This window comes from Chryseobacterium takakiae, assembly GCF_900129385.1.
GTDB classification, from domain to species: Bacteria; Bacteroidota; Bacteroidia; order Flavobacteriales; family Weeksellaceae; genus Chryseobacterium; species Chryseobacterium takakiae.
Genome location: NZ_FQVO01000001.1, coordinates 702,860 through 724,897, shown reverse-complemented (window position 1 = coordinate 724,897; position 22,038 = coordinate 702,860). Strand labels below are relative to the sequence as shown.

Below are 22,038 nucleotides of genomic sequence, written 5' to 3'. Positions count from 1 at the left end.
AAAAGTAGAAATTGAGTTCGGATTGCATGCTTTAGCCCACAATTTAAGAAAGAGAGTCGCCTAATAAGCCATTTTCAATGATCGCAAAGAAAATTCCAAAATAATTTGAATAACAATAATATCAAAAAATGAAGCCGAATCGTGAAATGAGACGGCTTCTTTTTGTTTGCTGTGGCGCTTGTTGATTGCTTATTGTTTGTATCTTATCTTTAAACTCCCAGGCTTTCAAACCATTCAACTCAATTAGGAGCAATTTGATTGCATCGAAAAGCAGTATTTATTTTTTTATTTGAAGCTTTTTCCTGCTTTTGCTGCTCGCTTTTTCTGATTTCGGGGTTGCGGCGGCAAAGCCGCCGCAACCCCGAAATCAGAAAAAGTTCAAACAGATTGCTCAATGGGCTAGGATTACAACAAATATTTCAATATTTTAAACATTGGCAATTGGTTTCATCTTAAATATTGTACTCATTATAAATAAATACAACTAATCATCATTCACGATTCACTATTACCGATTCCTCATTATCCATTCATTTCCCGCAATTTAGAATCGTTATTTTTATGGATTTGACTATTTTTGCACCATTATGGAAAACTCGAGGAAGAAAGCTGCAATGAGCTTTATATTTATTACGTTGTTAATTGATATTACGGGATGGGGCATCATCATTCCGGTGGTTCCTAAGCTTATCGAGGAACTGATTCACAGCGATATCAGTGAAGCTGCAAAATATGGAGGCTGGCTTGGTTTTGCGTATGCCTTTACGCAATTTGTTTTTTCACCTGTGGTGGGAAATCTGAGCGATAAGTTCGGGAGAAGACCCATTATCCTCATTTCTCTTTTCGGATTTGCCATAGATTATGTTCTGCTGGCTTTGGCACCTACCATCATATGGCTGTTTATCGGAAGAGTTATTGCAGGAATTACAGGGGCAAGTGTCACCACGGCAAGTGCTTATATTGCAGATATTTCCACAGATGAAGACCGCGCAAAGAATTTTGGACTTATTGGGGCTGCTTTCGGACTTGGATTTATCATCGGGCCTGTGTTGGGCGGAATTTTAGGACATTACGGAGCCAGGGTTCCTTTTTATGCCGCTGCTGGATTATGTCTTTTAAATTTCCTTTACGGCTATTTTATTCTGCCTGAAAGTCTTGATAAAGATAAAAGAAGAGAATTCAACTGGAAACGGGCCAACCCGATCGGATCTTTTAAATTTTTAGGAAAACATCCTGAAATTTCAGGCTTGATTGTTTCTTTAATTCTGATTTATATTGCCGGACATGCCGTTCAAAGTAACTGGAGTTTTTTTACCATGTATAAATTCAACTGGAATGAAAGAATGGTGGGAATCTCTTTAGGGGTAGTGGGATTATTGGTAGGATTGGTTCAGGGCGGGCTGATAAGATGGACAACCCCAAAGTTGGGCGAACAGAAAAGCATCTATTACGGATTGACACTTTATGCAATCGGAATGCTCTTGTTTGCATTTGCTACAAAGGGATGGATGATGTTCGTTTTTTTGATTCCTTATTGTTTGGGAGGAATTTGCGGACCTGCACTTCAGTCGGTGATCACAAAAAATGTACCTTCCAACGAGCAGGGAGAGCTTCAGGGGGCGCTTACCAGTCTTATGAGTGCAACTGCGATTATTGGGCCACCAATGATGACCAATTTATTTTATTTCTTCACGCATGATAAAGCTCCGTTTAAATTTTCCGGAGCACCTTTCTTCTTAGCTTTTATTTTAATGGCCGTCAGCGTAATTATTACTTATTACAATTTTCAGAAAAAAGAAATCAAAAAAGAAGAGCTTTAACGATATAAGACGGACCTTCATCGGGTTCGTTTTTTTTATGTATGTTTATTTACAGGATAAAAAAAATCCCGGATATTTTTATAAGATTGAGGCGCAGTTATTTGTATGATATTTAATACTATTGATTATATATATTTAAACTTAATATTTTATTAAAACTTCATAATAAGTATTGAGATTCACTTATCTTTTGTAATTTTGTAACATGGAACTAAGCATTGGAGAAATGGCATTGATTGCCGTGGCAATCGTAGTATTATTCGGACCGGATAAGCTCCCCCAAATCGCCCGTGATTTGGGTGCAGGGGTAAGAAAGATGCGTGGTGCAGTGGAAGACATCAAAACCGAGATCATGAAAGAAACAGATAATCCTGTTTCTGAGATCAAGCGTGAGATTGAAAAAGTGAAAGATGCCGCAAAAGATTTTAATCCGATGAAAGATGCCCAAAGCGATATTCTTGCTGATTCCCCCAATGAACCGCCAAAACCAAAGCCTTCCGAAGACGAAACCTACGAAGGCCCTGTAAGCAGATAACGTATGGAGGAGATCATTCAGGAAGATAAAAAACTCTTTTTATTTCTCAATAATTTAGGAAATTCCTCTTTTGATCAGTTCTGGATATTGATATCCAGCACATGGATCTGGGTTCCGCTTTACATTATTTTCTGCTATTTTCTTTTTAAAAGCTACAAACTAAGATCATTAGTTTTTATTCTGATATTTATTGCCATTGCGGTTACCATATCTGATCAGCTTGCCGGTGTTTTCAAGCATGGTATAGAACGGTTGAGACCGTGTCATGACCCTTCTTTACAGAGTCAGATGAGGATTGTAAAATGTGGCGGACAGTTCGGGTTTTATTCTGCACATGCCTCCAATACATTCTTTCTGGCGACCTATTTAAGTTTTTTATTAAAAAATAAGCTTAAATGGTTTCCTTATGCTATATTTGTGTGGGCTGCAGTGATATCTTACAGCCGCATTTATTTAGGAGTGCATTTCCCGATAGATATTTTGGTGGGGGCGTTTGTTGGAACTTTATTGGGAGTGGTATTTGCTGCACTTGCCAGAAAAGTAATCAACAAACAAAATATAACCTCATGAAAAAAGCTCTATTTTTTTTAACATTAACATGTTCAACATTTTCAATTCAGGCTCAGGACAAAAAAATTGCCGAAGACTGTTTCCGTAAAGCAGACTATAAATGTGCGGAAGAAGAATATTCCAAATTGGTCCAGACTGAAAAAATCCAGAAGTTCAAATCAGAATATTACAATTACCTGGGTACTTCCCAGAGAAGGCTTGGTAAAACAACCGCAGCTTTCAAATCATATGAATCTGCATTAAAAGCAGATCCTATGTCTGCTGCAGTGTATGCCAATTTAGGCTCTATTCACGGGCAAAAAGGAAATAAGCAGGCTGCATTGGATTACCTTAACCAAGGACTTAAGCTTGAACCTGAAAATGCAGACATGTACCTTACCCGTTCCAAAGTTTACGAAAATTTAGGCAAAAAAGACCTGGCAGCAAAGGATTTAAATCAGATCCTCAGTTTTGCACCCGATAATATTTATGCAAGAACCGGACTGGCCAATCTTAAAAAGAACAGCGGTGATCTTGAAGGTGCCTTGAAAGATTATAATCAGCTGATTTCCGAAAAACCGGAATCTCTTTTGTACAGCGGAAGAGGTGATGTCTACTTTAAGTTGAAAAAAAATAAAGAAGCACTCGCCGATGTGAATAAGGCTATTTCCATTGACCCTAAATTCGCTCAGGCGTATGTAAATAAAGCATTGATTTTATTTGAAACGGCAAAGCCTAAGGAAGCCTGCGCAAGTCTGGACAAAGCGGTGAGTCTGGGGTATGAAAAACCTTTGCTGATAGAATATTATTCTAAATGCGAAGTTAAGAAATAATTATATGCATTTCGGATTCGGATTCGGCGGCGGAGCCGCCGAATCCGAATCTCAGATCAGTCATTATGATAAGGCTTTCCCTGCAGAATCTGATCTGCACGATACAGCTGTTCTACAATAAAAAGCCGTATCATCTGATGGGTGAAAGTCATTTTTGATAAAGACATTTTCTCATTGGCTCTGGCGTAAACTTCTTCCGAAAATCCGTATGCACCACCAATCAGAAGATGAATTTTTTTTATTGATGAATTCATCCAGCTATCTATTTTCTGTGAAAATTCACGGCTGGTGGATTGTTTGCCTTTTTCATCGAGAATCATCACAAGGTCTGTCCGGTCCATATAATTCAGAAAAAGTTTGGCCTCTTCTTTCTTTAAAAGTTCGGGAGACAAATTTCTGGCATTTTTTATATCCGGAATCTCAATGATTTCAAAATTCCAGTGTTTTGGCAGTCTTTTTATATAATAGTTGATCAGAGAAGTTATTTCCTTATCATCCGTTTTACCGATACAAAGCAAGTTAATCTGCATTTCTTCCTAATTAAACTTCAAAGATATTTATAAATCAACAGAATTCATAATCTCGTTTTACTGTAAAAACGAAGTCTGAAAAAATCATTATTTTTGTGATACACCCTTAATATGAAAATAATACTTCTTTCTTTTCTGTTTTGTATTTTTCCATTAATTTCGTTTGGACAGGAAATTAGCGAAAATGAAACAGCAAGATATCTGGAAGAAGATAAAAAGAAAATCTCTGTTGTCGCTGGTTTAAGTTATCTCCATAATTCATTTGGTTTGTTATATGAAAATAAGATTTTTCGGCTACGACCCAATGATGCGTTTTATACAGAGTTCTTTCTGCGGTATCGTTGGCTCGACGTCAGTTTTTCCTTTGCTCCGAAGCTCACCAATATAAACAATGACGATCCCGAAAAAGGCAAGTCGAAATATTTCAACTTTGGATTTACTTTTTTCCTTGCTCCGAAAATCAGGCAGTATCTCTATTTCAGTCAGGTAAAAGGACTTTACTTTCAGGATACCAAAGAATTTTTGCAATTATTGTATGGAAACGACTATAATGAAGAAGGCTATCTTCAGTTTCCCGATGCAAAATACCGTTCTTTTAAGGGAGAAACAAGCTATCTCTGGATAGGAAATAAATCGGATTACCGAAGTTTTAATAACATGACCTATCAGCCATTAAAAGACGTATTTGTCATTAGTACAGGTTTGTTTTACCAGTACAATATCCTTAGCAATATGAATAAAACAATTTATCAGGGCAATACTTTTACTGAAATTGAAAATAGTCCTTCTAAAGATTTCAGGATTGCTTTAAGATCGGGTGGAGGGATTCAGAAAAAAATTAAAAACTGGTATGCCATATTGGAAGTTTATCCTGAAGTATACTACGCAAAACTCATTGACGAAGATTTCCATGAATTTAATATCGGAGGCTATTCCAACGGGAGATTGGGTTATGACAATGGAAAATGGTTTTTCGGCGCGGGTGCGCAGCTCAACCTGATCAACAGCTCTAATGAAAATTTTTATTCTGCAACGCAATGGCTTTTCCGTGCGGGAATTGGTTTTCGGTTTAATTCTCCTACATTTGTAAATAAAAATTTTGATAAAATAGATAATATTTTAAAATAATATGGGTCTGAAACTTCCGAAATTTATACGTAAAATTCAAGCATTTTTTGATGATATACACATTCCCCTATTGGGAATATCGCTTTGGCAGATGTTTCAGATTTATATCAGAGGAATTTTTAAAGATAAAATAGGAAGAAAAGCAGCGGCTATCTCCTGGAGCTTTACCATCAGTTTATTTCCTTTTATTCTCTTTATCCTTTCGGTAATCCCCTATATGCCGCATTATGAAACCTTGCAGTATTATATTTTTGATGTATTGATGCATAATGTTTTCCCTGCAAGTATGGAAGGAGATGTACGCAGCTATATTGAAGCAAGTATTGTCCCGAATATGAAAGGAATCAGCAACCTGACCATTGTTCTTGCCCTGATCTTCGCCACGAACGGAACATTTTCACTCATCAATGGATTCAATGAAAATACCCGCGAAAAAATGAGCGATGTAAAAGAATTTATACTTTCATTTTTTATTACCATCGGCTTTGTATTGATTGTCTTTCTTGCGCTTTTCGGATTGTATTATTCTGAAGTGGTGCTAAAGCAGTTTACACCTGTTTATGATGTTTCATGGCTGGTTAATAACCTTTCGGAAATCATCGGTTTTGTTTCTTTTCCTTTATTCTATTTTATTCTTCTTACGCTGTTTTACTGGTTGGGAACCGTAAAAATTGCGAGATTCAGGCAGGCTATTCCGGGAGCGATCTTAACAACAGTGCTGTTTGTATTAACGACTTACCTTTTCGCATTATATATAAAAAATATTGCACGCTACAATGTACTTTACGGATCAATCGGGAGTATGATTCTTTTGATGATCTGGGTCAATGTAAACGTTTATCTCCTCCTTTTCGGAAACGAATTGAATATGGCTATCAGAAAACTAAGGATCGAAAAACTATTGGCTGATGAATTGAGAAAATCAAGAACTCAAAATAATGATTCCGATCAGGACAAATAAACCTGAATTTCATGGATTGATCAGTTTTCGTCTGCTTCGGTAAATTTCCTGTGTGAACCGAGATTGAGAACCAGATATCCGGAAATGGCAGCAATGAAAGAAGCGATGAGAATGGCAAACTTAGCCTCATTCTGAATTTCAATTTCATTTTTAAAAGACAGCAATGCAATAAAAATTGACATCGTAAATCCTATTCCAGCCAACAAACCTACACCGATCATCTGTTTCCAGGAACTGTTATGGGGTAATGAACTCAGTTTAAATTTAATCGCTAACAATGAGAACAGATTAATTCCTAAGAGTTTTCCTGCAACAAGTCCCAGAATAATTCCTATTCCTAAAGTACTCGTCACCCCCGAAATCATTTCATTCGTAAACGTTATATTGGTATTCGCTAAGGCAAATATCGGCATTATTAAAAAGCTTACAGGAAAATGAAGGCTATGCTCAAGCTTTTCTAAAGGTGAAATTTCTACATCAGAAACATTGGTAGGAATTGAAAATGCCAGCAAAACTCCTGCTATGGTTGCATGAATCCCTGAATGATGAAGGAAATACCATAAAAATAATCCCGGAATCAGATAAAAAATAATTTTTGTAACCTTCAGGAAATTTAATAAAAATAATAAAGCTGTTACGCCAAGAGAGAGCAATAAATAGATCCAGTGAATTTGGTCTGTATAAAATATGGCAATCACTAAAATAGCTCCCAGATCATCTACAATAGCCAATGCAGCCAGAAATATTTTGATAGAATTGGGAATTTTATTTCCCAATAGTGAAATAATAGCCAGTGAAAAAGCAATATCGGTTGCCATTGGAATTCCCCAGCCATTGCTGTAGGTGGTTCCGTAATTCAGGGATGCATAAATAATTGCAGGAACAAGCATTCCGCCCATTGCAGCAAAAATAGGAAGGGAAGCGTTTTTAAAAGACGAAAGTTCACCTTCTATCATTTCTCTTTTTATTTCCAACCCCACCAAAAGGAAGAAAACAGCCATCAATCCGTCATTGATCCAGATGCTTACCGGATATTGCAAATGAAAAATATCTGTTCCCGTTTCTTTATCCAGAAAAGCCTGGAAACTTTCTGCTGCAGACGAATTTGCAATGAGTAACGACACTGCAACACAAAAAATCAGTATGATTCCTGAAGCCTGATTGCTGCTGAAAAACTTTTTAAAATATTTTGTAAGATTCATACTAAGACTGCAGCCTTCTCACCTTCGAAACGCCATTAATATCATTAAGTTTTTTGAAGGTTTGTTCCAGCTGACTTTTATTTTTTACTTCGAGATTGATGGTTCCTGTGAAAATACCGTCGTTGGATTCGATAGACATGCTTTTCATATCCATTCCCATTGCGCCGCTGATCACGGTAGTGATATCGTTGATCATTCCCATCCTGTCAAGCCCTTCAATCTCTATTTTTACTCTGTTTTTGAAACTTTCCGCATTCACCCATTTGGCGGGAATTACTCTATAGTCATACTGTGCACGGAGATTAATGGCATTCGGGCAGTTGTCGCTGTGAACTTTGATTCCATCTGAAATGGTAATAAACCCGAAAATTTTATCTCCCGGAATCACCGTACAGCATTTTGCATAGCTGTAATTGAGTTTTTCTTCGTCTTTACCGAAGACAATCATATCCAGGTTCTGCTCTTTAGGTTCTACAAAAGCGGTGTTTTTTGAAGGAGACTTCCTGAATCTTGAAAGCAGGTTGTTGAATACATTTTTACTTTCAATATATTTTCTCAGGCTGCTTGCGTCAAGCTCATTGCTTTGAAATTTAAGAAACAGCTCCTGCGAAGTTTTAAGATGAAAAAATTTCTGAAGCTTATTCACTTCATCATCATTAAAATTAATCTTGGCGTGGCGAAGCTTTCGTTGAAGAATTTCTTTTCCTTCCTCTACCAGCTGATTTTTTTGTGAGTTTAAATAACTCTTGATTTTCGATTTGGCTTTTGAGGTAACCACAAATTCCAGCCAGTCGGATTTTGGTTTCTGGTTTTGTGAAGAAAGGATGTCTACCTGATCTCCATTCTGTAAAACATACGAAATAGGAACAAGCTTTCCATTGATTTTTGCGCCTAAACATTTCATTCCCAGGTCTGAGTGTACCGAGAAAGCAAAATCCAGGGCCGTTGCATTGGTTGGCAGAATTTTAATTTCCCCTTTCGGAGTAAAAACAAAAACTTCCTTGGAATAAAGATTGAGCTTAATATTATCCAAAAGCTCTGAAGTGGAAAGATTCTGCTGCTGTTCCAGTACTTCACGAATTTCCGTTACCCAGTTTTCAAAATTCCTGTCTTCTGAACTTTGTTTATATCCTTCTTTGTACTTATAGTGAGCAGCAACCCCTTTTTCTGCAATTTCATCCATTCTTTCGGACCGGATCTGTACTTCAATCCATTTCTTATCAGGTCCTAGAACCGTAAGGTGCAGACTTTCGTATCCTGTGGAACGCGGCTGAGTGATCCAGTCGCGCATTCTGGAAGGATTACTGTGGTAAACATCCGTTACGATGGAGTAAATTTTCCAGGCCAGGAATTTTTCGTTTTTGGCATCAGATTTATAAATAATCCTGATGGCGTAATTATCGTATACTTCCTCAAAAGAGACTCCCTGCTTCAGCATTTTTCTGTAAATCGAAGAAATAGCTTTTGCACGGCCTTTTATCTTAAAATTAAGACCTTCTTCATGCAGCTTTTCAGAAACTTCTTTTTTAAATTCTTCAATATACCGTTCGCGGCTTTCTTTAGCAAGCTCAAGTTTTTCTGTAATTTCGGTATAAACGTCCGGATTATTGTATTTTAAAGATAAATCTTCCAGCTCGGATTTGATGTTGTACAATCCTAAACGGTGCGCCATCGGAGCATAAATATAAACCGTTTCGGAAGCAATTTTTTTCTGTTTGTCCGGAGCCATGCTTTCCAGGGTACGCATGTTGTGCAGGCGGTCTGCAATTTTGATCAGAATCACCCTGAAATCTTCCGAAAGTGTGAGGAGAAGCTTTCTGTAATTCTCCGACTGAACCGATATGTTCTGATGGTTCATGATGGAGATTTTGGTAAGTCCGTTGACAATATTGGCTATTTTTTCACCAAAAATTTTCTTCAGGTCTTCATAGGTGTAATCAGAATCCTCAACTACGTCATGCAGCAGTGCGCAGGCAATTGACGTAGCTCCGAGACCGATTTCCGTAGCGACAATTTTGGCTACGGCAATAGGGTGGTAAATATACGGTTCACCGGATTTTCTCCGTTGGTCTTTATGAGCATCCAATGCAATATCAAATGCTTTTCGGATAAGTTTATTATTTTCCTCATCCAAAGTTCTGTATGTGTTAGAAATCAGATCTTTATATCTGGCGAGTATTTCTTTATTTTCTTGTTCTAAGTCGTAACTCATTCGTGCTAAAGCCTATATTTACACGAAAATACGAAATTTTTTGCACTTTTCAAATACAAAAAGAATCCACAGACGGATCTGTGGATTCAGGCAATTTATTTTAATCATTTGTATTTTAAAATTTCACTTCGGAATCCATTCCCATGGTAGAACCTTTAATTCTTACATCCGGACTGTTGTGAATTTCCGCTTTGTTTCTGGCGCTGATAAAATTTTTGAGGGTAGTGTAATTTGCCTGCTCAAGACTCATATTTTCAAATAGATACGTTTTCATTACCGTATTTTGATTAAATACATTTTTGGCATTATCAATCTGATGTTCCTTAACTGCCACACTTACCATATATGGGGAATGATGATTGTCTTCGTTAAGATATACAATATATTCTGAATTCCCGAAGCCAGAATCTTCAAGATCAGCTTCTAATTTTTTGTAGTCGCTGTGAGGTTCAAATAATCCAGCTAAAATATTTGACATAGCACTAGTTTTTATTATCATAAATGTACAAATAATTTTTAAAAAAAGTGAATTATTTTCAATAATTTTTAAATTATATTGTTTTGTCAATAATAAAGTAAGTTTCTATTTGCAATATCTATGAAAGGTAAAAAATAAAAAGAGCGAAAAAACTCCGCTCTTATAATATTTATATTCTTTCATTCTTTATCTCTTCTACGATTTCAGGATTCAGAAGGGTTGTGATATCCCCGAAGTTACTGAAATCGCCTTCTGCGATTTTACGTAAGATTCTCCGCATAATTTTTCCTGAACGTGTCTTCGGCAATCCGGAAACAAACTGAATTTTATCCAGCTTAGCAATCGGTCCGATCTGTTCTGAAATAAGCTGATTGATTTCTTTCTTAAGATTTTCCCGCTGTCTGCTTTCGCCGGTTTCTTTTAAAACAACATATCCGTATAAAGCATTTCCTTTAATATCGTGAGGATATCCTACAATGGCAGATTCCGCTACGGCAGGATGCTGGTTGATGCTGTCTTCTATAGGTGCGGTTCCCAGATTGTGCCCGGAAACGATAATCACATCATCCACTCTACCCGTAATTCTGTAATAGCCTACCTCATCGCGAAGCGCGCCGTCACCGGTGAAATATTTCCCCGGAAATGCAGTGAAATACGTTTCTTTATATCGCTGATGATCTCCCCATATGGTTCTGGCAATTCCCGGCCATGGAAAGCGGATGCAAAGATTTCCGGTAACCTGATTTCCCATAATTTCATTTCGCTTATCATCCATCAAAACAGGCTGTATTCCCGGAAGAGGTAATGTGGCATAAGTAGGTTTTGTAGGAGTTACAAATGGGAGAGGAGAAATCATAATTCCTCCGGTTTCCGTTTGCCACCAGGTATCAACAATGGGACATTTTTTCTTTCCGACGTGATCATTAAACCAATGCCAGGCTTCTTCATTAATAGGCTCACCAACGGATCCTATTACTTTTAATGTGCTCAAATCATGCTTGTCTACCCATTCCACACTTTCTTTAGCTAAGGAACGGATGGCGGTAGGAGCGGTATAGAATTGTGTAATTTTATGTTTTTCAATTACTTCCCAGAATCTGTCCGGTTCAGGATAAGTAGGTATCCCTTCGAAAATAACGGTAGTTGCTCCATTGAGCAGCGGGCCATAAAGGATGTAAGAATGTCCTGTAATCCAGCCGATATCGGCAGTACACCAATAGATGTCATTTTCTTTATAATTAAATACATTTTTAAAAGTGTAAGCCGTATACACCATATATCCGGCGCAGGTATGAAGCATGCCTTTAGGTTTTCCCGTAGATCCGGAAGTGTATAAAATGAACAGCGGATCTTCGGCATCCATAATGATTGTAACAAAATCTGGTGAAGCATTTTCGTAGAGATCAGCCATCCAGAAATCCCTGTCTTCCTTCATGCTTACTTCATTCTGGGTTCTTTTAACAACAAGCACTTTTTCCACACTTGGTGTTTTTTCTAAAGCTTCATCTACAATACTTTTTAAATCTAAAACTTTATTTCCTCTGTAACTTCCATCAGAAGTAATCACCATTTTGGCTTCACAATCGTTTACTCTTGAAGCTACTGCGGAAGCGGAGAAACCGGCAAATATCACTGAATGGATAGCTCCCAGTTTGGCGCAGGCAAGCATTGTTATGGCAAGTTCGGGAATCATCGGTAAGTAAATGCATACTCTGTCCCCTTTTTCAATTCCCATATCTTTCAATACATTGGCTGTTTTGTTAACTCTTGTATATAGCTCATTGTAGGAAATATGCTGAGCCTCTTCTTTAGGATCGTTAGGTTCCCAGATAATGGCCGTTTTATCTCCTCGTACGGAAAGATGCCTGTCCAGACAGTTTTTGGTAATATTTAATTTCGCATTTTTAAACCAGGAAATTTTAGCTTCATTCATATCGTATTTTACGACTTTGCTCCATCGCTGGTACCATACGAAATTTTCATCGGCTATTTTATCCCAGAATTTTTTAGGATTTTTAATCGATTTTTTATAATCTTCAAAATAATGTGGTAAATCTTCTATCAGGTAATTTCTCATATCCCTTTTTTTTGAAATTTGAATTCTGTTGTATTTAATAGTAATTTAATTCTTCTTTTTCGCCCTGTATTCAATAATTTTTTGTTGAATTTCATCAATAATAGTCTCATCATCAATGGTTGACGGGATCTGAAATTCTTTTTTGTCGAGGAGTGTCCGGATGAGCTTTCTTAATGTTTTTCCGGAGCGTGTTTTGGGAAGACGTTTGACGGTCATTACGTTTTTAAGGCATGCAACCGCACCAATTTTTTCGCGAACGTTCTTTATAATTTCTTGTTCGATATTTTCTTCGGAAATTGCAAAGCCTTTCTTTAAAACAACTGTCGCAAAAGGAATCTGGCCTTTAAGATCATCATCAATTCCTACTACTGCGCATTCTGCAACATCCGGATGAGCGGAAACAATTTCTTCCATCTCCGAAGTCGAAAGTCTGTGTCCGGCAACGTTAATCACATCATCCACTCTTCCGGTGATAAAAATATAGCCGTCTTCATCTTTAATGGCGCCGTCTCCGGAAAAATAATAACCATTATATTGTGACAGATAGCTGCTTTGAAAACGTTCATGATCATTCCAGATATCCAGTAAAGCACCGGGCGGAAGAGGGAGTTTTATTACGAGATAGCCTTCATGATGAGCATCCAGTTCATATCCGTTTTCATCAAAAATTCTAATATCATAACCCGGAATTGGTTTCCCTGCGGAGGCTCTTTTTATCCTGTAACTATCGTCGAAAGTCATTAATCCCAGCATCGGCCAGCCGGATTCCGTCTGCCACCAGTGATCAATTGCGGGAACTCCGATATGTTGGGCAAACCAGTCCAGCGTGGCAACATCGCATCTTTCACCGGCAAGAAACTGTTTTCTGAAATGGCTCAGATCATATTTTTTGATCAGCTCCCCGTCAGGATCTTCTTTCTTAATGGCTCTGATCGCTGTAGGAGCTGTGAACATTACCGCTACTTGATATTCTGAGATAATTCTCCAGAAAGTTCCGGCATCCGGCGTCATTATAGGCTTGCCTTCAAAAATGACTGTTGTATTTCTGTTGATTAATGGTCCGTACACGGAAAAGCTATGCCCAACTGCCCATCCGAAATCGGAAGCTGCCCAATAGGTTTCACCAGGTTCTACACCGTAAATGTATTTCATAGAAAATTTTAGTGCAGCTGCATATCCGCCTGTGTCACGGGTAATTCCTTTCGGCTTTCCGGTGGTTCCGGAGGTGTATAATAAATAGAGCGGATGTGTAGATTCAACCGGGATACAGTCTGCTGCCTCCGATTTATGAACCAGTTCTTCATAATCAACCAGTCCTTCAAACATTTCATGGTGGTTATCTACTAGTTTTCTGTTAAAAACAATGATATTTTCTACTTTATCCTTTGCTAGTTCAATGGCTCTTTCTACCAGAGGCAGGTAGGGAATTCTTTTGGCAATTTCTACTCCTGCTGTTGCGGTAATTAACGCTTTAGGCTTACAGTCATCAATTCTCACCACGAGTTCATGCGGCGCAAAACCTCCGAAAACAACATTATGTATAACACCAATCCGTGCGCAGGCCAGCATCGCAAAAAGTGTCTGTGGGATCATCGGCATGTAAATAACAGCTGTATCGCCTTTTTTCAGGCCTAAAGAAATTAATCCTCCTGCAAGTTTGGAAATTTCTTCTCTGGCTTCATTGAACGTATATTTTTTCTTTTGTTGCGTTACCGGAGAATCATAAATAATAGCGGTATGATCTCCAAAACCATCTTCAATATGCTTGTCGATGCATAGATAGCACATATTCAATTTTCCATCTGAAAACCATTGGGTATAATGATTCTGATCCTGAGAGATGATTGTTTTCGGGAACTGGAACCAATCGACTTCCCGGGCCTGTTCTCTCCAGAAGTGCTCTTTATTTTCGATGCTTTGTTTAAATAAATTATCTGCGTCCATATTATTTTTGTGTTTTAAGTCGTTTCGGACAGACTGAAGATCTGCGAAATTAATTCAGAGATGAGGTAATTTTCTATTCCACTTCGTAAATTGTCCATGATTATTTACAGATTTTTTTAAAACATTTCTTCAATCTGCTGTATAAGCTTCTTTATAGAGTATGGTTTCGTTATATATGCATCTGCTCCCAGTTCCATGCCTTTTTCAATGTCTCTCGGATTGTTTTTCGCACTCAGGAAAATAACTTTGGTCTGTTTTAATTTGTCATCTTTTTTAATAAGCTCAAGGGTGCTGTACCCGTCAAGATTAGGCATCATGATATCCAGCAGGATAACATCCGGAGTCATGGATTTTAAAAACTCAATGACTTCAGTTCCGTCTCTAGCAATATAAACATCATAGCCGTTTTTCTTAAAGCTGTATTCTAATGACATTAAAATTTTGTGCTCGTCATCAGCAATGATTATTTTCTTCATACAGTGTTTTCATTTTGTTCAACTTCATTTTTTTATTTTTTGGAGAACCCGATATGGATGTGGTCCGGCATTCCATTAATTCTGTATAATTTACGTTTTTTTATTTTTAAATACCCCAAATATATTGGTATAATTCTGATTCCTTTCTTTCGTTAATTGTTGGCTCTCGATGTTTTGTTCCGAAAACGATATAATAAAATATTTGTCGGTATATTTCATTTTTTTATTTGTGTTTTATTATTGAACCCTCCGGGTTCTTATCACGGATCTTTCTACTTGGTAAAATTATTGTAAAGGTCACACCTAATCCGCTGTTTTCCGCTTTTATGGTTCCTCCTTGTGCCTCGGCAATTTTCTTGCAGATTGCAAGCCCCAGTCCGCTTCCTGTGGGTTTTAAAATGTTCTGATTTTTAGACTGGTAGAATTTATCAAAGATCATTTCCAGATCTTCTTCAGGAATATGTTTTCCCGTATTGAAAATTTTAATAACCAGCTGGTTTTCTTTTTCAGATAATTTTGTCTGGATCGTTCCCTGTTCGTCCGTAAATTTTAAAGCATTTCCCAAAATATTCTGGAAAAGCTGTATCATCCTCGCTTCATCATATTCAAATAAAAACTGATTTAAAAGATTCACCTCAGTCAGGTGGATCTTTTTGTTTTGGATAAGATGCAGAAGAGGATTCAGTGCTTTTTTATAGGTTTCTGTAATATTATTTTCCCGGATGTGCAAAGCGATATCTCCATGCTCAAGTTTGTCAAGATACAGAATATCATTGATGATTTCACTCAGCCGGTCAGATTCTGTGATGATATTATTTAAAAATTCCTTTTTGATATCCGGTGGAATGTCATCGTCATCCGCTAGAATTTCTCCCGCTGAACGGATTGCCGTAATTGGTGTTCTCAGCTCATGGGCAACAGAATCCAGGAAATCATCTTTCTGACGGTCTTTGATGATAAGGTTTTCATTGGCGTTTCTGAGGTCGTCGGACAATTTTTGCAGCTCTTCCGACTGTTCGGTGAGCTTTTTATTGAGGGAAATATTTTCTTTAGATTCTTCCAGAATATTTAAAACTTCTTTTAAAGAAATTTTATCCTCTTTTGTTACACCTTCAATTAAGATTTTTGCAGAAGCTGTTCCTATTCTTCCTGCCAGCAAATTTTCGGAGAATTTAATGAATCTGGAATCTGCTGTTTCTGTTTGGGAATCAATACTGTATTTTAAGTTGAAAATTCTTAAAGCCTGTTCTGTTTTATTTTTACCCAAAAATCTTTCTAAAATATTTTTAATATCCGAAACGTAGGCTTTGCCTCGCCAGATGAATGCATTTTCGTGATTCTGAATATATTTGTCAATATCCACATACAGTTCCGCAAAGTTTCTTTCGCGGTAATTTCCTTTGATGCTTACTGAGATTATTGCAAAAAGCCCTCCGTTAACCAGTAAAGACCAGAAAAAGATCTGAGGAATTCTGTCGAGATACGGAATCGTAAAAAAATCAAAAACATTGTACATGTCTCTTAATATTCCTTTAAATTCCTGGGTATAAGAGAAATAATATTGTGGAATAATTAATCCGAAATAACAGATGACTAATCCTGCAATCAATCCTGTAACAGCTCCTTTATAGCTTCCTCTTCTCCAGAAAATCGCTCCGAAAAACGCAGGAGCCAGCTGGGCGATTACAACAAACGAAATTAATCCCACCGAGTCCAGAGAAGTTTTCAGAATAAAATATTTATAAAAGGCAAAAGCCATGATAATTAAAGCGAAAATGCTGAATTTCCTGATATTGGTTATATTCCGCGTATTCTGAATTTCATTTTCTGATTTAAATTTTCCCAGCAATCCATAAGGGATAATAAGGTTGTTGGAAAGCATGATAGACAAGGTGATCGCAGAAATAATAATCATGGAGATACATGAACTTAAACCGCCAAGAAAAACCAAAACGGTGATCAAGGTGTTATCAAAATACTGCGGGATTAAAATAGAATAAAACTCGGGATTCACATTTTGCCCGTCAAAAATTAATCTTCCGCCCCATGCAATCGGGAAAATAAAAAGGGTGAATATCAATAGGTATAAAGGGAAAAACCAGATGGCAGTTTTAATATGTTTTTCCTTCCTGTTCTCTACAATTGCCGTATGAAACTGCCTTGGAAGAATACAGATGGCGGTTCCTGAAATCATGCAGAGAATCATCCAGTTCATAGCGCCTTCAATGCCATTAAACGTATTTTTCGCTTTGAAATCTTCAAATCTGCTTGCTTTTGCGAAAATGTCAGAAACTCCGTCAAACACAAAATAAATCACAAAAAGCCCCAGGATAATAATGAAGAAAAGCTTCAGGAAACTCTCGAGGGCAATTGCGGAAATAATTCCCAGTCTTTTTTCAGAAGCATCTACATATCTTGTCCCGTAATAAGATGAAAAAAGAGCTATAAGTACAACCACGAATGTTGCATTGTCTGTAAGGATATTCTCAGATATTGCTGTTTCCGTAACCAAATGAAAGGTCTCGGAAATTGCTTTGATCTGCAATCCAATATACGGGACAATAGCCAGAAGGCATACGATAGTAATCATTGCACTGAAGCTTCTGCTGTTTCCATAACGCAGGGAAATAAAATCGGCAATGCTGCTTATTTTATTTACGCGGGAAATCCTTACAATCCGTGTATTGATATAAATCCAGGCAGGAATAATAGTGATGGGCCCAATATATATCGGGAGATAATTGAGTCCGCTCGTCGCCGCTACCCCTATACTTCCATAATAAGTCCAGGCTGTACAGTAAACAGCCAGCGAAAGCGCATAGATGTAAGGGTTGTCAATCCAGAATTTGCTCCTTTTTTTTTCCGCCAGATGAGCGACTAAAAACAAAAGCGCCAGATAGAATAAAACAACAGTAAATAAAGCGAAACTACTCATCATATCTTTTTATGATTATGAAAGAAATAATGATAGATATCATCCACAATGCAAAAATATAAATAAGAATCATCGGGTAGCCGAGCACCTCCTTGTCGCTGTTGAAAAGCAGTGAAATAGGAATGCTGAAAGCAATCATAAGCCCGATGCTCAGGATGATTAATTTTTGTTCGTGTCTTTTTTTCATAAGTGATGATAGATGAATGATAATTGATTGTCTGATCTTTTTATCATTTATCAATTATCATTCATTATTTATAAATTATTCTTTATCTTCAGAATATTCTCCCGTCAGCGAATAGTATCCGAAAATGGCCATTCCGCCTGAAATAATAGGCATAAGAACAAAGAGAATAATAATCCCGAAAACCAGATCTTCCTGTTTTCCCGAAGTGATTTTAGGAATTCCCATTACCGTGATTCCGAAATAGCCTACTGTCAGGGCAATTGCAATCCAGAGTATGCCTAATATTTTTTTGAGTCCGTTCATTTTAGTTTGTTTTAAAATTAATAAAAAATTTGAGTGATTCGGCTTCTAATCGTGAATATTGTTATTCTTATTTTTCAGATAAAATAATCCGATAAGCAAACAGACTCCTGCAACTCCTATAGGATACCAGAGTCCTTCAAGGTACCATGTCGCATGACCTGCCTCTTTTCCTGTGGTAACCAGGTAAGTTGCCACAGCTGGTAACAGTCCTCCAAAAACACCGTTTCCGATATGATAAGGAAGAGACATCGAAGTGTAGCGGATTCTTACCGGGAACATTTCAACTAAAAATGCTGCAATAGGACCATATACCATCGTTACGAAAATTACCTGTATGAACACCATAAAAACAAGATACCATTTTGTGTTGTCTGCCAGTTTTATTGTCTGTGTAACCTTCGGCTCATCGGCTTTTCCGTCTTTCATTACCGGACCGTTGGCAGACCAGTGAACAATGCTGTCTTTTTTAACCAGGGTTCCATCTGTGAAAAGTGTTTCTTTATGGAAGGTAATCAAGCTGTCCGTAGCAACTTTATCGTGGAGTTTTACGGTTCTTTTCTCTGAAATTCCATTCGTGGCAACCGTTTTATTTTCAAGATTTATGCTTTTAAACATACTGTCGTAAATAGGTCTGTATGCTAAAATGGCAATCAGCATTCCTGTCATCATCACGGCTTTTCGCCCGATCTTATCGGAAAGCCATCCGAAGAATACAAAGAACGGTGTTCCCAGAAACAGGGCGGTAGCCATTAAGGAATCTACCTGCGCAGATTCTACGTTCATTACCTTCTGAAGGAAGCTCATGGCGTAAAACTGTCCTGTATACCAGATGACTCCTTGTCCCATTGCAGCCCCGAACAATGCCAGCAAAACAAATTTGAAATTGTATTTGTTGCCAAAACTTTCTTTTAAAGGGTTTTTTGAAGTTTTTCCTTCACTTTTAGCTTTTGCAAACAGCGGAGATTCTTTCATGTTTCTTCGGATGATATAAGAAACGCCCACCATTAAAATAGAAATCCAGAAAGGGATCCTCCAGCCCCAACCATCAAATTCTTCTGCAGAAAGGCTGGTTTTGGTCACTAAAATAACGATCAGAGAAATAAAAAGCCCTGCCGTTGCCGTTGTCTGAATCCAGGAAGTCCAATAACCTCTTCTTCCGGGCTGCGCATATTCCGCAACATACGTTGCCGCTCCTCCGTATTCACCACCAAGCGCCAAACCTTGTAATAATCTTAAAATTAAAACTAAAACTGGTGCTAAAAATCCAATGGTTTCATAACTTGGAATACATCCGATAAGGAAGGTTGAAAATCCCATGATTAACAACGTTACCAGGAAAGTATATTTTCTTCCGATGATATCACCCAGTCTTCCGAAGAATAGCGCTCCGAAAGGTCTTACCACAAAACCTGCCGCAAAAGTTGCTAATGTGGATAAAAATGCCGCGGTGGGATTATCGGAAGGGAAAAATTTCGTAGCTAAAACCACGGCTAAACTCCCGAAAATATAGAAGTCGTACCATTCGATTAATGTTCCGAGTGATGATGCGGTAATGACGCTCCAGATCGTACGGTTTTTTTGCCTTTCGGTCATATTCTCATAGCTTACATGATTGTTATCGCTCATATGCTTTAATTTTTAAGTTGGTTTAAATTGATTGAGTTTTTTGATATTTCGATAAATATTTAACACTAAGAACTTTGAAATTTTTTACTTAAAAAGATTTATTATATTCTGTACGTTGAAATCATCTTAATGTTTAAATTTAATGGACTAAAGATAAATCTGGAACTGTATGATGAATTCTCCTTTTGATGATGGCCTTTCTGTTGCACTGGTGTAAATCGGTCTTGTGGAGTATTGTGTCGTAATTTTGGCATGATGACCGTCTATAAACCAGTTGGCACCTACATCAAATTGTGATGAGGATTTATCAAATGCCTCAAAACTCTTATGAGTATATGCCGCGAAAGGCTGGATTCTGATTTTTGGTTTTTCTGCCTGGCTTGGTAATAATAATCCGGCCTGTGCATAGATAATATTACCTGTTCCTATAGTTGGCTGAAGATTTCCCGGACCAGCAATCGCTCTGTTTCCAACAAAATTAGGATCGGATGAGGCGATGTTCATAATCCCGATGTTTCTGATGTAATTCGGGCCAAACTGATAGTTATAATATCCTGCATAGGCAGAAACAGCCATTTTATTTTTGGCATTTCCCAAAGGAATGTCAGCAAATGCATCTACAGCTACCAGTGTAATATCATGTTTCTCAATATTGGAATTGACTGAAGTTCTCGTTCCGTCTTTCTGGTGATAAAAGCCGGCTCCGACATTGAAAACTTTCTTTGTTCCCAAATATGAACCTACTTTAAAAGGCAAAAGGTTAGATTCTTCATCCAGAAACTGGTATTCTATATATCCTGCTTTTGAAAAGTTAGGATTTCCGTTGTTGTCTACTGCAACGGCATTTGCAGGATCTGTAACATTTGCGGGAACCAGATCGGTTGCAAAAGGCTTGTTTAAACTGAAACGATATTCCAGCTTGCCGTATTTTCCTTTGGCAAACATACCAAGTTGTCTTGCAAACTGGTCGGAATTATCAATTAAAGGCCACGTGAAGATAGGAGAGTCTACGGTAAGGAAATTCAATGTTGAACCCATTGTCATCCGCGAAAGACCCATGTAATAATGCAGTCCTGCTCCTAAAGATAAACTGAATTTTCCTGCTTCTCCGGGTAAAACAACGGCATATTCGTTCCATGCGTCGTGGAAAAACATTTGTGGCTTTTTACCATTTCCATATGCTCCTGTTCCCGAAGTTCCTGAACCGCCGCCATTGATAAAGGTCTGGTTGTTAATTCCAAAATGAGCCAAAATCATATAGCGTTTTGAAATCTGGGCATAGGCTAAGGCGCGAAGTCTTCTGTTTCCCAGGCTCCAGGAATTATCCGTTGCTTCTCCGCCGACCATGCTTCCGGGATTCATATCGGTATTTCTTACCCAAAACTGATCCCATAAAATGAATCTGACATATTTATCGCCCTGCTGATTGAGATTAATTTTTAATCCGCTTCCGTAATCAGGTGAGCCTTGCGAGTATAATGAATTGTTAATTAAAGCAAATCCAATGATAATAAGTATTTTCTTCATAAATTATTAATTTTTGGCATTGTTTTTTATGAAAGCCAAATTGTAATTAAAAATTTATTTACAAAAATTTAATATATATTTTTGCTAAGAATATAGTTAATCTCTAATATTCTATGTTTTTAGTTTAAAGTTTATAATTACATGATATCATTTTTATACTTACAATTAACTTATTGGCAATTCACTATAAAATTATTTTTTTAATCTTTCCCATTTTATAAGCATATATTTATCAGCAAACTGAGTGATGATCAATCCGGAATTTTTAATATTTTCTTCCTTGCTCATATATTCGATCAATTCATTTTGTTTGAGAATTCTGTAGACAGGATGAAACTCAGAATGTGGGGGTCTTATAATATTGTATTTTTTAATCCATGAACTGATGGTCACGTGAGAAACCCCGATGATTCTTTCGATTTCCCTAAAACTCAGTCCTTCCAGATAAAGCTGTAGAGCCTTGGTTACATAATAATCGTCTATTTGTTTGCCAAGTTTTTTTACGGTAAAATAATACTGACAGTCTTTGCATAGAAAGCGTTGCTTATTGTTGATTATACCACTTTTAACAACTTTATTGCCATTGCATCTCGGGCAGGTATTTTCCATAACTATATCTTTTTAGCAAATATATAATAATTTAGCAAAATATTAATTCTGTTTAAAGATAAAATTACCTGAATATTAATTTTAATAAATAAAATTATCTTTTATA

19 protein-coding genes are annotated in these 22,038 nt (G+C 37.3%); 6 read left to right on the top strand and 13 right to left on the bottom strand.

Features of this window, described 5'->3' with window-relative positions; genetic code table 11:
• The first annotated feature begins 587 nt into the window (after positions 1–587).
• The 4 genes from BUA76_RS03095 (at position 588) to BUA76_RS03080 (ending at position 3,737) form a co-directional block, all read left to right on the top strand.
• Positions 588–1,820: a TCR/Tet family MFS transporter gene (locus tag BUA76_RS03095; RefSeq protein WP_072883341.1), complete on the top strand. Its 1,233-nt coding sequence runs from the start codon at positions 588–590 to the stop codon at positions 1,818–1,820.
• Between the two features lie 205 nt (positions 1,821–2,025).
• A complete protein-coding gene (locus BUA76_RS03090) occupies positions 2,026–2,355 on the top strand; it encodes a Sec-independent protein translocase subunit TatA/TatB (protein ID WP_072883340.1) in 330 nt (109 codons plus the stop codon).
• A 3-nt stretch (positions 2,356–2,358) separates the two neighbouring features.
• Positions 2,359–2,925 carry a phosphatase PAP2 family protein gene (locus BUA76_RS03085; RefSeq protein WP_072883339.1) on the top strand — a complete coding sequence of 189 codons (567 nt, stop codon included), beginning with the start codon at positions 2,359–2,361 and terminating at the stop codon, positions 2,923–2,925.
• A complete protein-coding gene (locus BUA76_RS03080) occupies positions 2,922–3,737 on the top strand; it encodes a tetratricopeptide repeat protein (protein WP_072883338.1) in 816 nt (271 codons plus the stop codon). Before BUA76_RS03085 ends, BUA76_RS03080 begins: the two co-directional genes overlap by 4 nt.
• Positions 3,738–3,793: 56 nt before the next feature.
• Here the strand turns inward: BUA76_RS03080 and BUA76_RS03075 are convergent, their stop codons facing one another.
• A complete protein-coding gene (locus tag BUA76_RS03075) occupies positions 3,794–4,267 on the bottom strand; it encodes a 23S rRNA (pseudouridine(1915)-N(3))-methyltransferase RlmH (protein ID WP_072883337.1) in 474 nt (157 codons plus the stop codon).
• A 111-nt stretch (positions 4,268–4,378) separates the two neighbouring features.
• Here BUA76_RS03075 and BUA76_RS03070 point away from each other — a divergent pair, with 111 nt between their 5' ends.
• Both BUA76_RS03070 and BUA76_RS03065 read left to right on the top strand, forming a co-directional pair.
• Complete coding sequence (locus tag BUA76_RS03070) at positions 4,379–5,395, top strand: DUF4421 family protein (RefSeq protein WP_072883336.1); 1,017 nt, start codon at positions 4,379–4,381, stop codon at positions 5,393–5,395.
• 1 nt (position 5,396) lies between these two features.
• Complete coding sequence (locus tag BUA76_RS03065; protein WP_072883335.1) at positions 5,397–6,356, top strand: YihY/virulence factor BrkB family protein; 960 nt, start codon at positions 5,397–5,399, stop codon at positions 6,354–6,356.
• 20 nt (positions 6,357–6,376) lie between these two features.
• Here the strand turns inward: BUA76_RS03065 and nhaA are convergent, their stop codons facing one another.
• From nhaA to BUA76_RS03005, 12 genes are all read right to left on the bottom strand, one after another.
• Complete coding sequence (gene nhaA, locus BUA76_RS03060) at positions 6,377–7,558, bottom strand: Na+/H+ antiporter NhaA (RefSeq protein ID WP_072883334.1); 1,182 nt, start codon at positions 7,556–7,558, stop codon at positions 6,377–6,379.
• A 1-nt stretch (position 7,559) separates the two neighbouring features.
• Positions 7,560–9,770, bottom strand: coding sequence for a RelA/SpoT family protein (locus BUA76_RS03055; protein ID WP_072883333.1), 2,211 nt, complete (start codon positions 9,768–9,770; stop codon positions 7,560–7,562).
• Between the two features lie 115 nt (positions 9,771–9,885).
• Positions 9,886–10,248, bottom strand: a complete 363-nt coding sequence (locus tag BUA76_RS03050) for a hypothetical protein (protein WP_072883332.1) — start codon at positions 10,246–10,248, stop codon at positions 9,886–9,888.
• A 169-nt stretch (positions 10,249–10,417) separates the two neighbouring features.
• Positions 10,418–12,325, bottom strand: coding sequence for an acetate--CoA ligase (gene acs, locus BUA76_RS03045; protein WP_072883331.1), 1,908 nt, complete (start codon positions 12,323–12,325; stop codon positions 10,418–10,420).
• 45 nt (positions 12,326–12,370) lie between these two features.
• Positions 12,371–14,269: an AMP-binding protein gene (locus tag BUA76_RS03040; protein WP_072883330.1), complete on the bottom strand. Its 1,899-nt coding sequence runs from the start codon at positions 14,267–14,269 to the stop codon at positions 12,371–12,373.
• A gap of 116 nt (positions 14,270–14,385) precedes the next feature.
• Positions 14,386–14,745, bottom strand: a complete 360-nt coding sequence (locus BUA76_RS03035) for a response regulator transcription factor (RefSeq protein ID WP_072883329.1) — start codon at positions 14,743–14,745, stop codon at positions 14,386–14,388.
• A gap of 223 nt (positions 14,746–14,968) precedes the next feature.
• Positions 14,969–17,680, bottom strand: a complete 2,712-nt coding sequence (locus BUA76_RS03030; protein WP_072883328.1) for an ATP-binding protein — start codon at positions 17,678–17,680, stop codon at positions 14,969–14,971.
• Positions 17,673–17,867, bottom strand: a complete 195-nt coding sequence (locus BUA76_RS03025) for a hypothetical protein (protein WP_072883327.1) — start codon at positions 17,865–17,867, stop codon at positions 17,673–17,675. The genes BUA76_RS03030 and BUA76_RS03025 overlap by 8 nt, the downstream gene beginning before the upstream one ends.
• 75 nt (positions 17,868–17,942) lie before the next feature.
• Positions 17,943–18,170 carry a DUF6814 family protein gene (locus BUA76_RS03020; protein ID WP_072883326.1) on the bottom strand — a complete coding sequence of 76 codons (228 nt, stop codon included), beginning with the start codon at positions 18,168–18,170 and terminating at the stop codon, positions 17,943–17,945.
• A 45-nt stretch (positions 18,171–18,215) separates the two neighbouring features.
• Complete coding sequence (locus BUA76_RS03015) at positions 18,216–19,796, bottom strand: MFS transporter (protein WP_072883325.1); 1,581 nt, start codon at positions 19,794–19,796, stop codon at positions 18,216–18,218.
• A gap of 147 nt (positions 19,797–19,943) precedes the next feature.
• Positions 19,944–21,323: a porin gene (locus BUA76_RS03010; RefSeq protein ID WP_072883324.1), complete on the bottom strand. Its 1,380-nt coding sequence runs from the start codon at positions 21,321–21,323 to the stop codon at positions 19,944–19,946.
• Positions 21,324–21,515: 192 nt separating this feature from the next.
• Positions 21,516–21,932, bottom strand: coding sequence for an IS1/IS1595 family N-terminal zinc-binding domain-containing protein (locus BUA76_RS03005; RefSeq protein WP_072883323.1), 417 nt, complete (start codon positions 21,930–21,932; stop codon positions 21,516–21,518).
• Positions 21,933–22,038 lie beyond the last annotated feature (106 nt).

What these genes read in the sequence shown, in the direction of transcription:
- BUA76_RS03090 (WP_072883340.1), top strand. Translation starts at nt 2,026, where the DNA reads ATGGAACTAAGCATTGGAGAAATGGCATTGATTGCCGTGGCAATCGTA.
- BUA76_RS03015 (WP_072883325.1), bottom strand. Translation starts at nt 19,796, where the DNA reads ATGAGCGATAACAATCATGTAAGCTATGAGAATATGACCGAAAGGCAA.
- nhaA (WP_072883334.1), bottom strand. Translation starts at nt 7,558, where the DNA reads ATGAATCTTACAAAATATTTTAAAAAGTTTTTCAGCAGCAATCAGGCT.
- BUA76_RS03010 (WP_072883324.1), bottom strand. Translation starts at nt 21,323, where the DNA reads ATGAAGAAAATACTTATTATCATTGGATTTGCTTTAATTAACAATTCA.
- BUA76_RS03050 (WP_072883332.1), bottom strand. Translation starts at nt 10,248, where the DNA reads ATGTCAAATATTTTAGCTGGATTATTTGAACCTCACAGCGACTACAAA.
- BUA76_RS03095 (WP_072883341.1), top strand. Translation starts at nt 588, where the DNA reads ATGGAAAACTCGAGGAAGAAAGCTGCAATGAGCTTTATATTTATTACG.
- BUA76_RS03070 (WP_072883336.1), top strand. Translation starts at nt 4,379, where the DNA reads ATGAAAATAATACTTCTTTCTTTTCTGTTTTGTATTTTTCCATTAATT.
- acs (WP_072883331.1), bottom strand. Translation starts at nt 12,325, where the DNA reads ATGAGAAATTACCTGATAGAAGATTTACCACATTATTTTGAAGATTAT.
- BUA76_RS03020 (WP_072883326.1), bottom strand. Translation starts at nt 18,170, where the DNA reads ATGAACGGACTCAAAAAAATATTAGGCATACTCTGGATTGCAATTGCC.
- BUA76_RS03080 (WP_072883338.1), top strand. Translation starts at nt 2,922, where the DNA reads ATGAAAAAAGCTCTATTTTTTTTAACATTAACATGTTCAACATTTTCA.
- BUA76_RS03030 (WP_072883328.1), bottom strand. Translation starts at nt 17,680, where the DNA reads ATGAGTAGTTTCGCTTTATTTACTGTTGTTTTATTCTATCTGGCGCTT.
- BUA76_RS03055 (WP_072883333.1), bottom strand. Translation starts at nt 9,770, where the DNA reads ATGAGTTACGACTTAGAACAAGAAAATAAAGAAATACTCGCCAGATAT.
- BUA76_RS03075 (WP_072883337.1), bottom strand. Translation starts at nt 4,267, where the DNA reads ATGCAGATTAACTTGCTTTGTATCGGTAAAACGGATGATAAGGAAATA.
- BUA76_RS03085 (WP_072883339.1), top strand. Translation starts at nt 2,359, where the DNA reads ATGGAGGAGATCATTCAGGAAGATAAAAAACTCTTTTTATTTCTCAAT.
- BUA76_RS03025 (WP_072883327.1), bottom strand. Translation starts at nt 17,867, where the DNA reads ATGAAAAAAAGACACGAACAAAAATTAATCATCCTGAGCATCGGGCTT.
- BUA76_RS03040 (WP_072883330.1), bottom strand. Translation starts at nt 14,269, where the DNA reads ATGGACGCAGATAATTTATTTAAACAAAGCATCGAAAATAAAGAGCAC.
- BUA76_RS03005 (WP_072883323.1), bottom strand. Translation starts at nt 21,932, where the DNA reads ATGGAAAATACCTGCCCGAGATGCAATGGCAATAAAGTTGTTAAAAGT.
- BUA76_RS03035 (WP_072883329.1), bottom strand. Translation starts at nt 14,745, where the DNA reads ATGAAGAAAATAATCATTGCTGATGACGAGCACAAAATTTTAATGTCA.
- BUA76_RS03065 (WP_072883335.1), top strand. Translation starts at nt 5,397, where the DNA reads ATGGGTCTGAAACTTCCGAAATTTATACGTAAAATTCAAGCATTTTTT.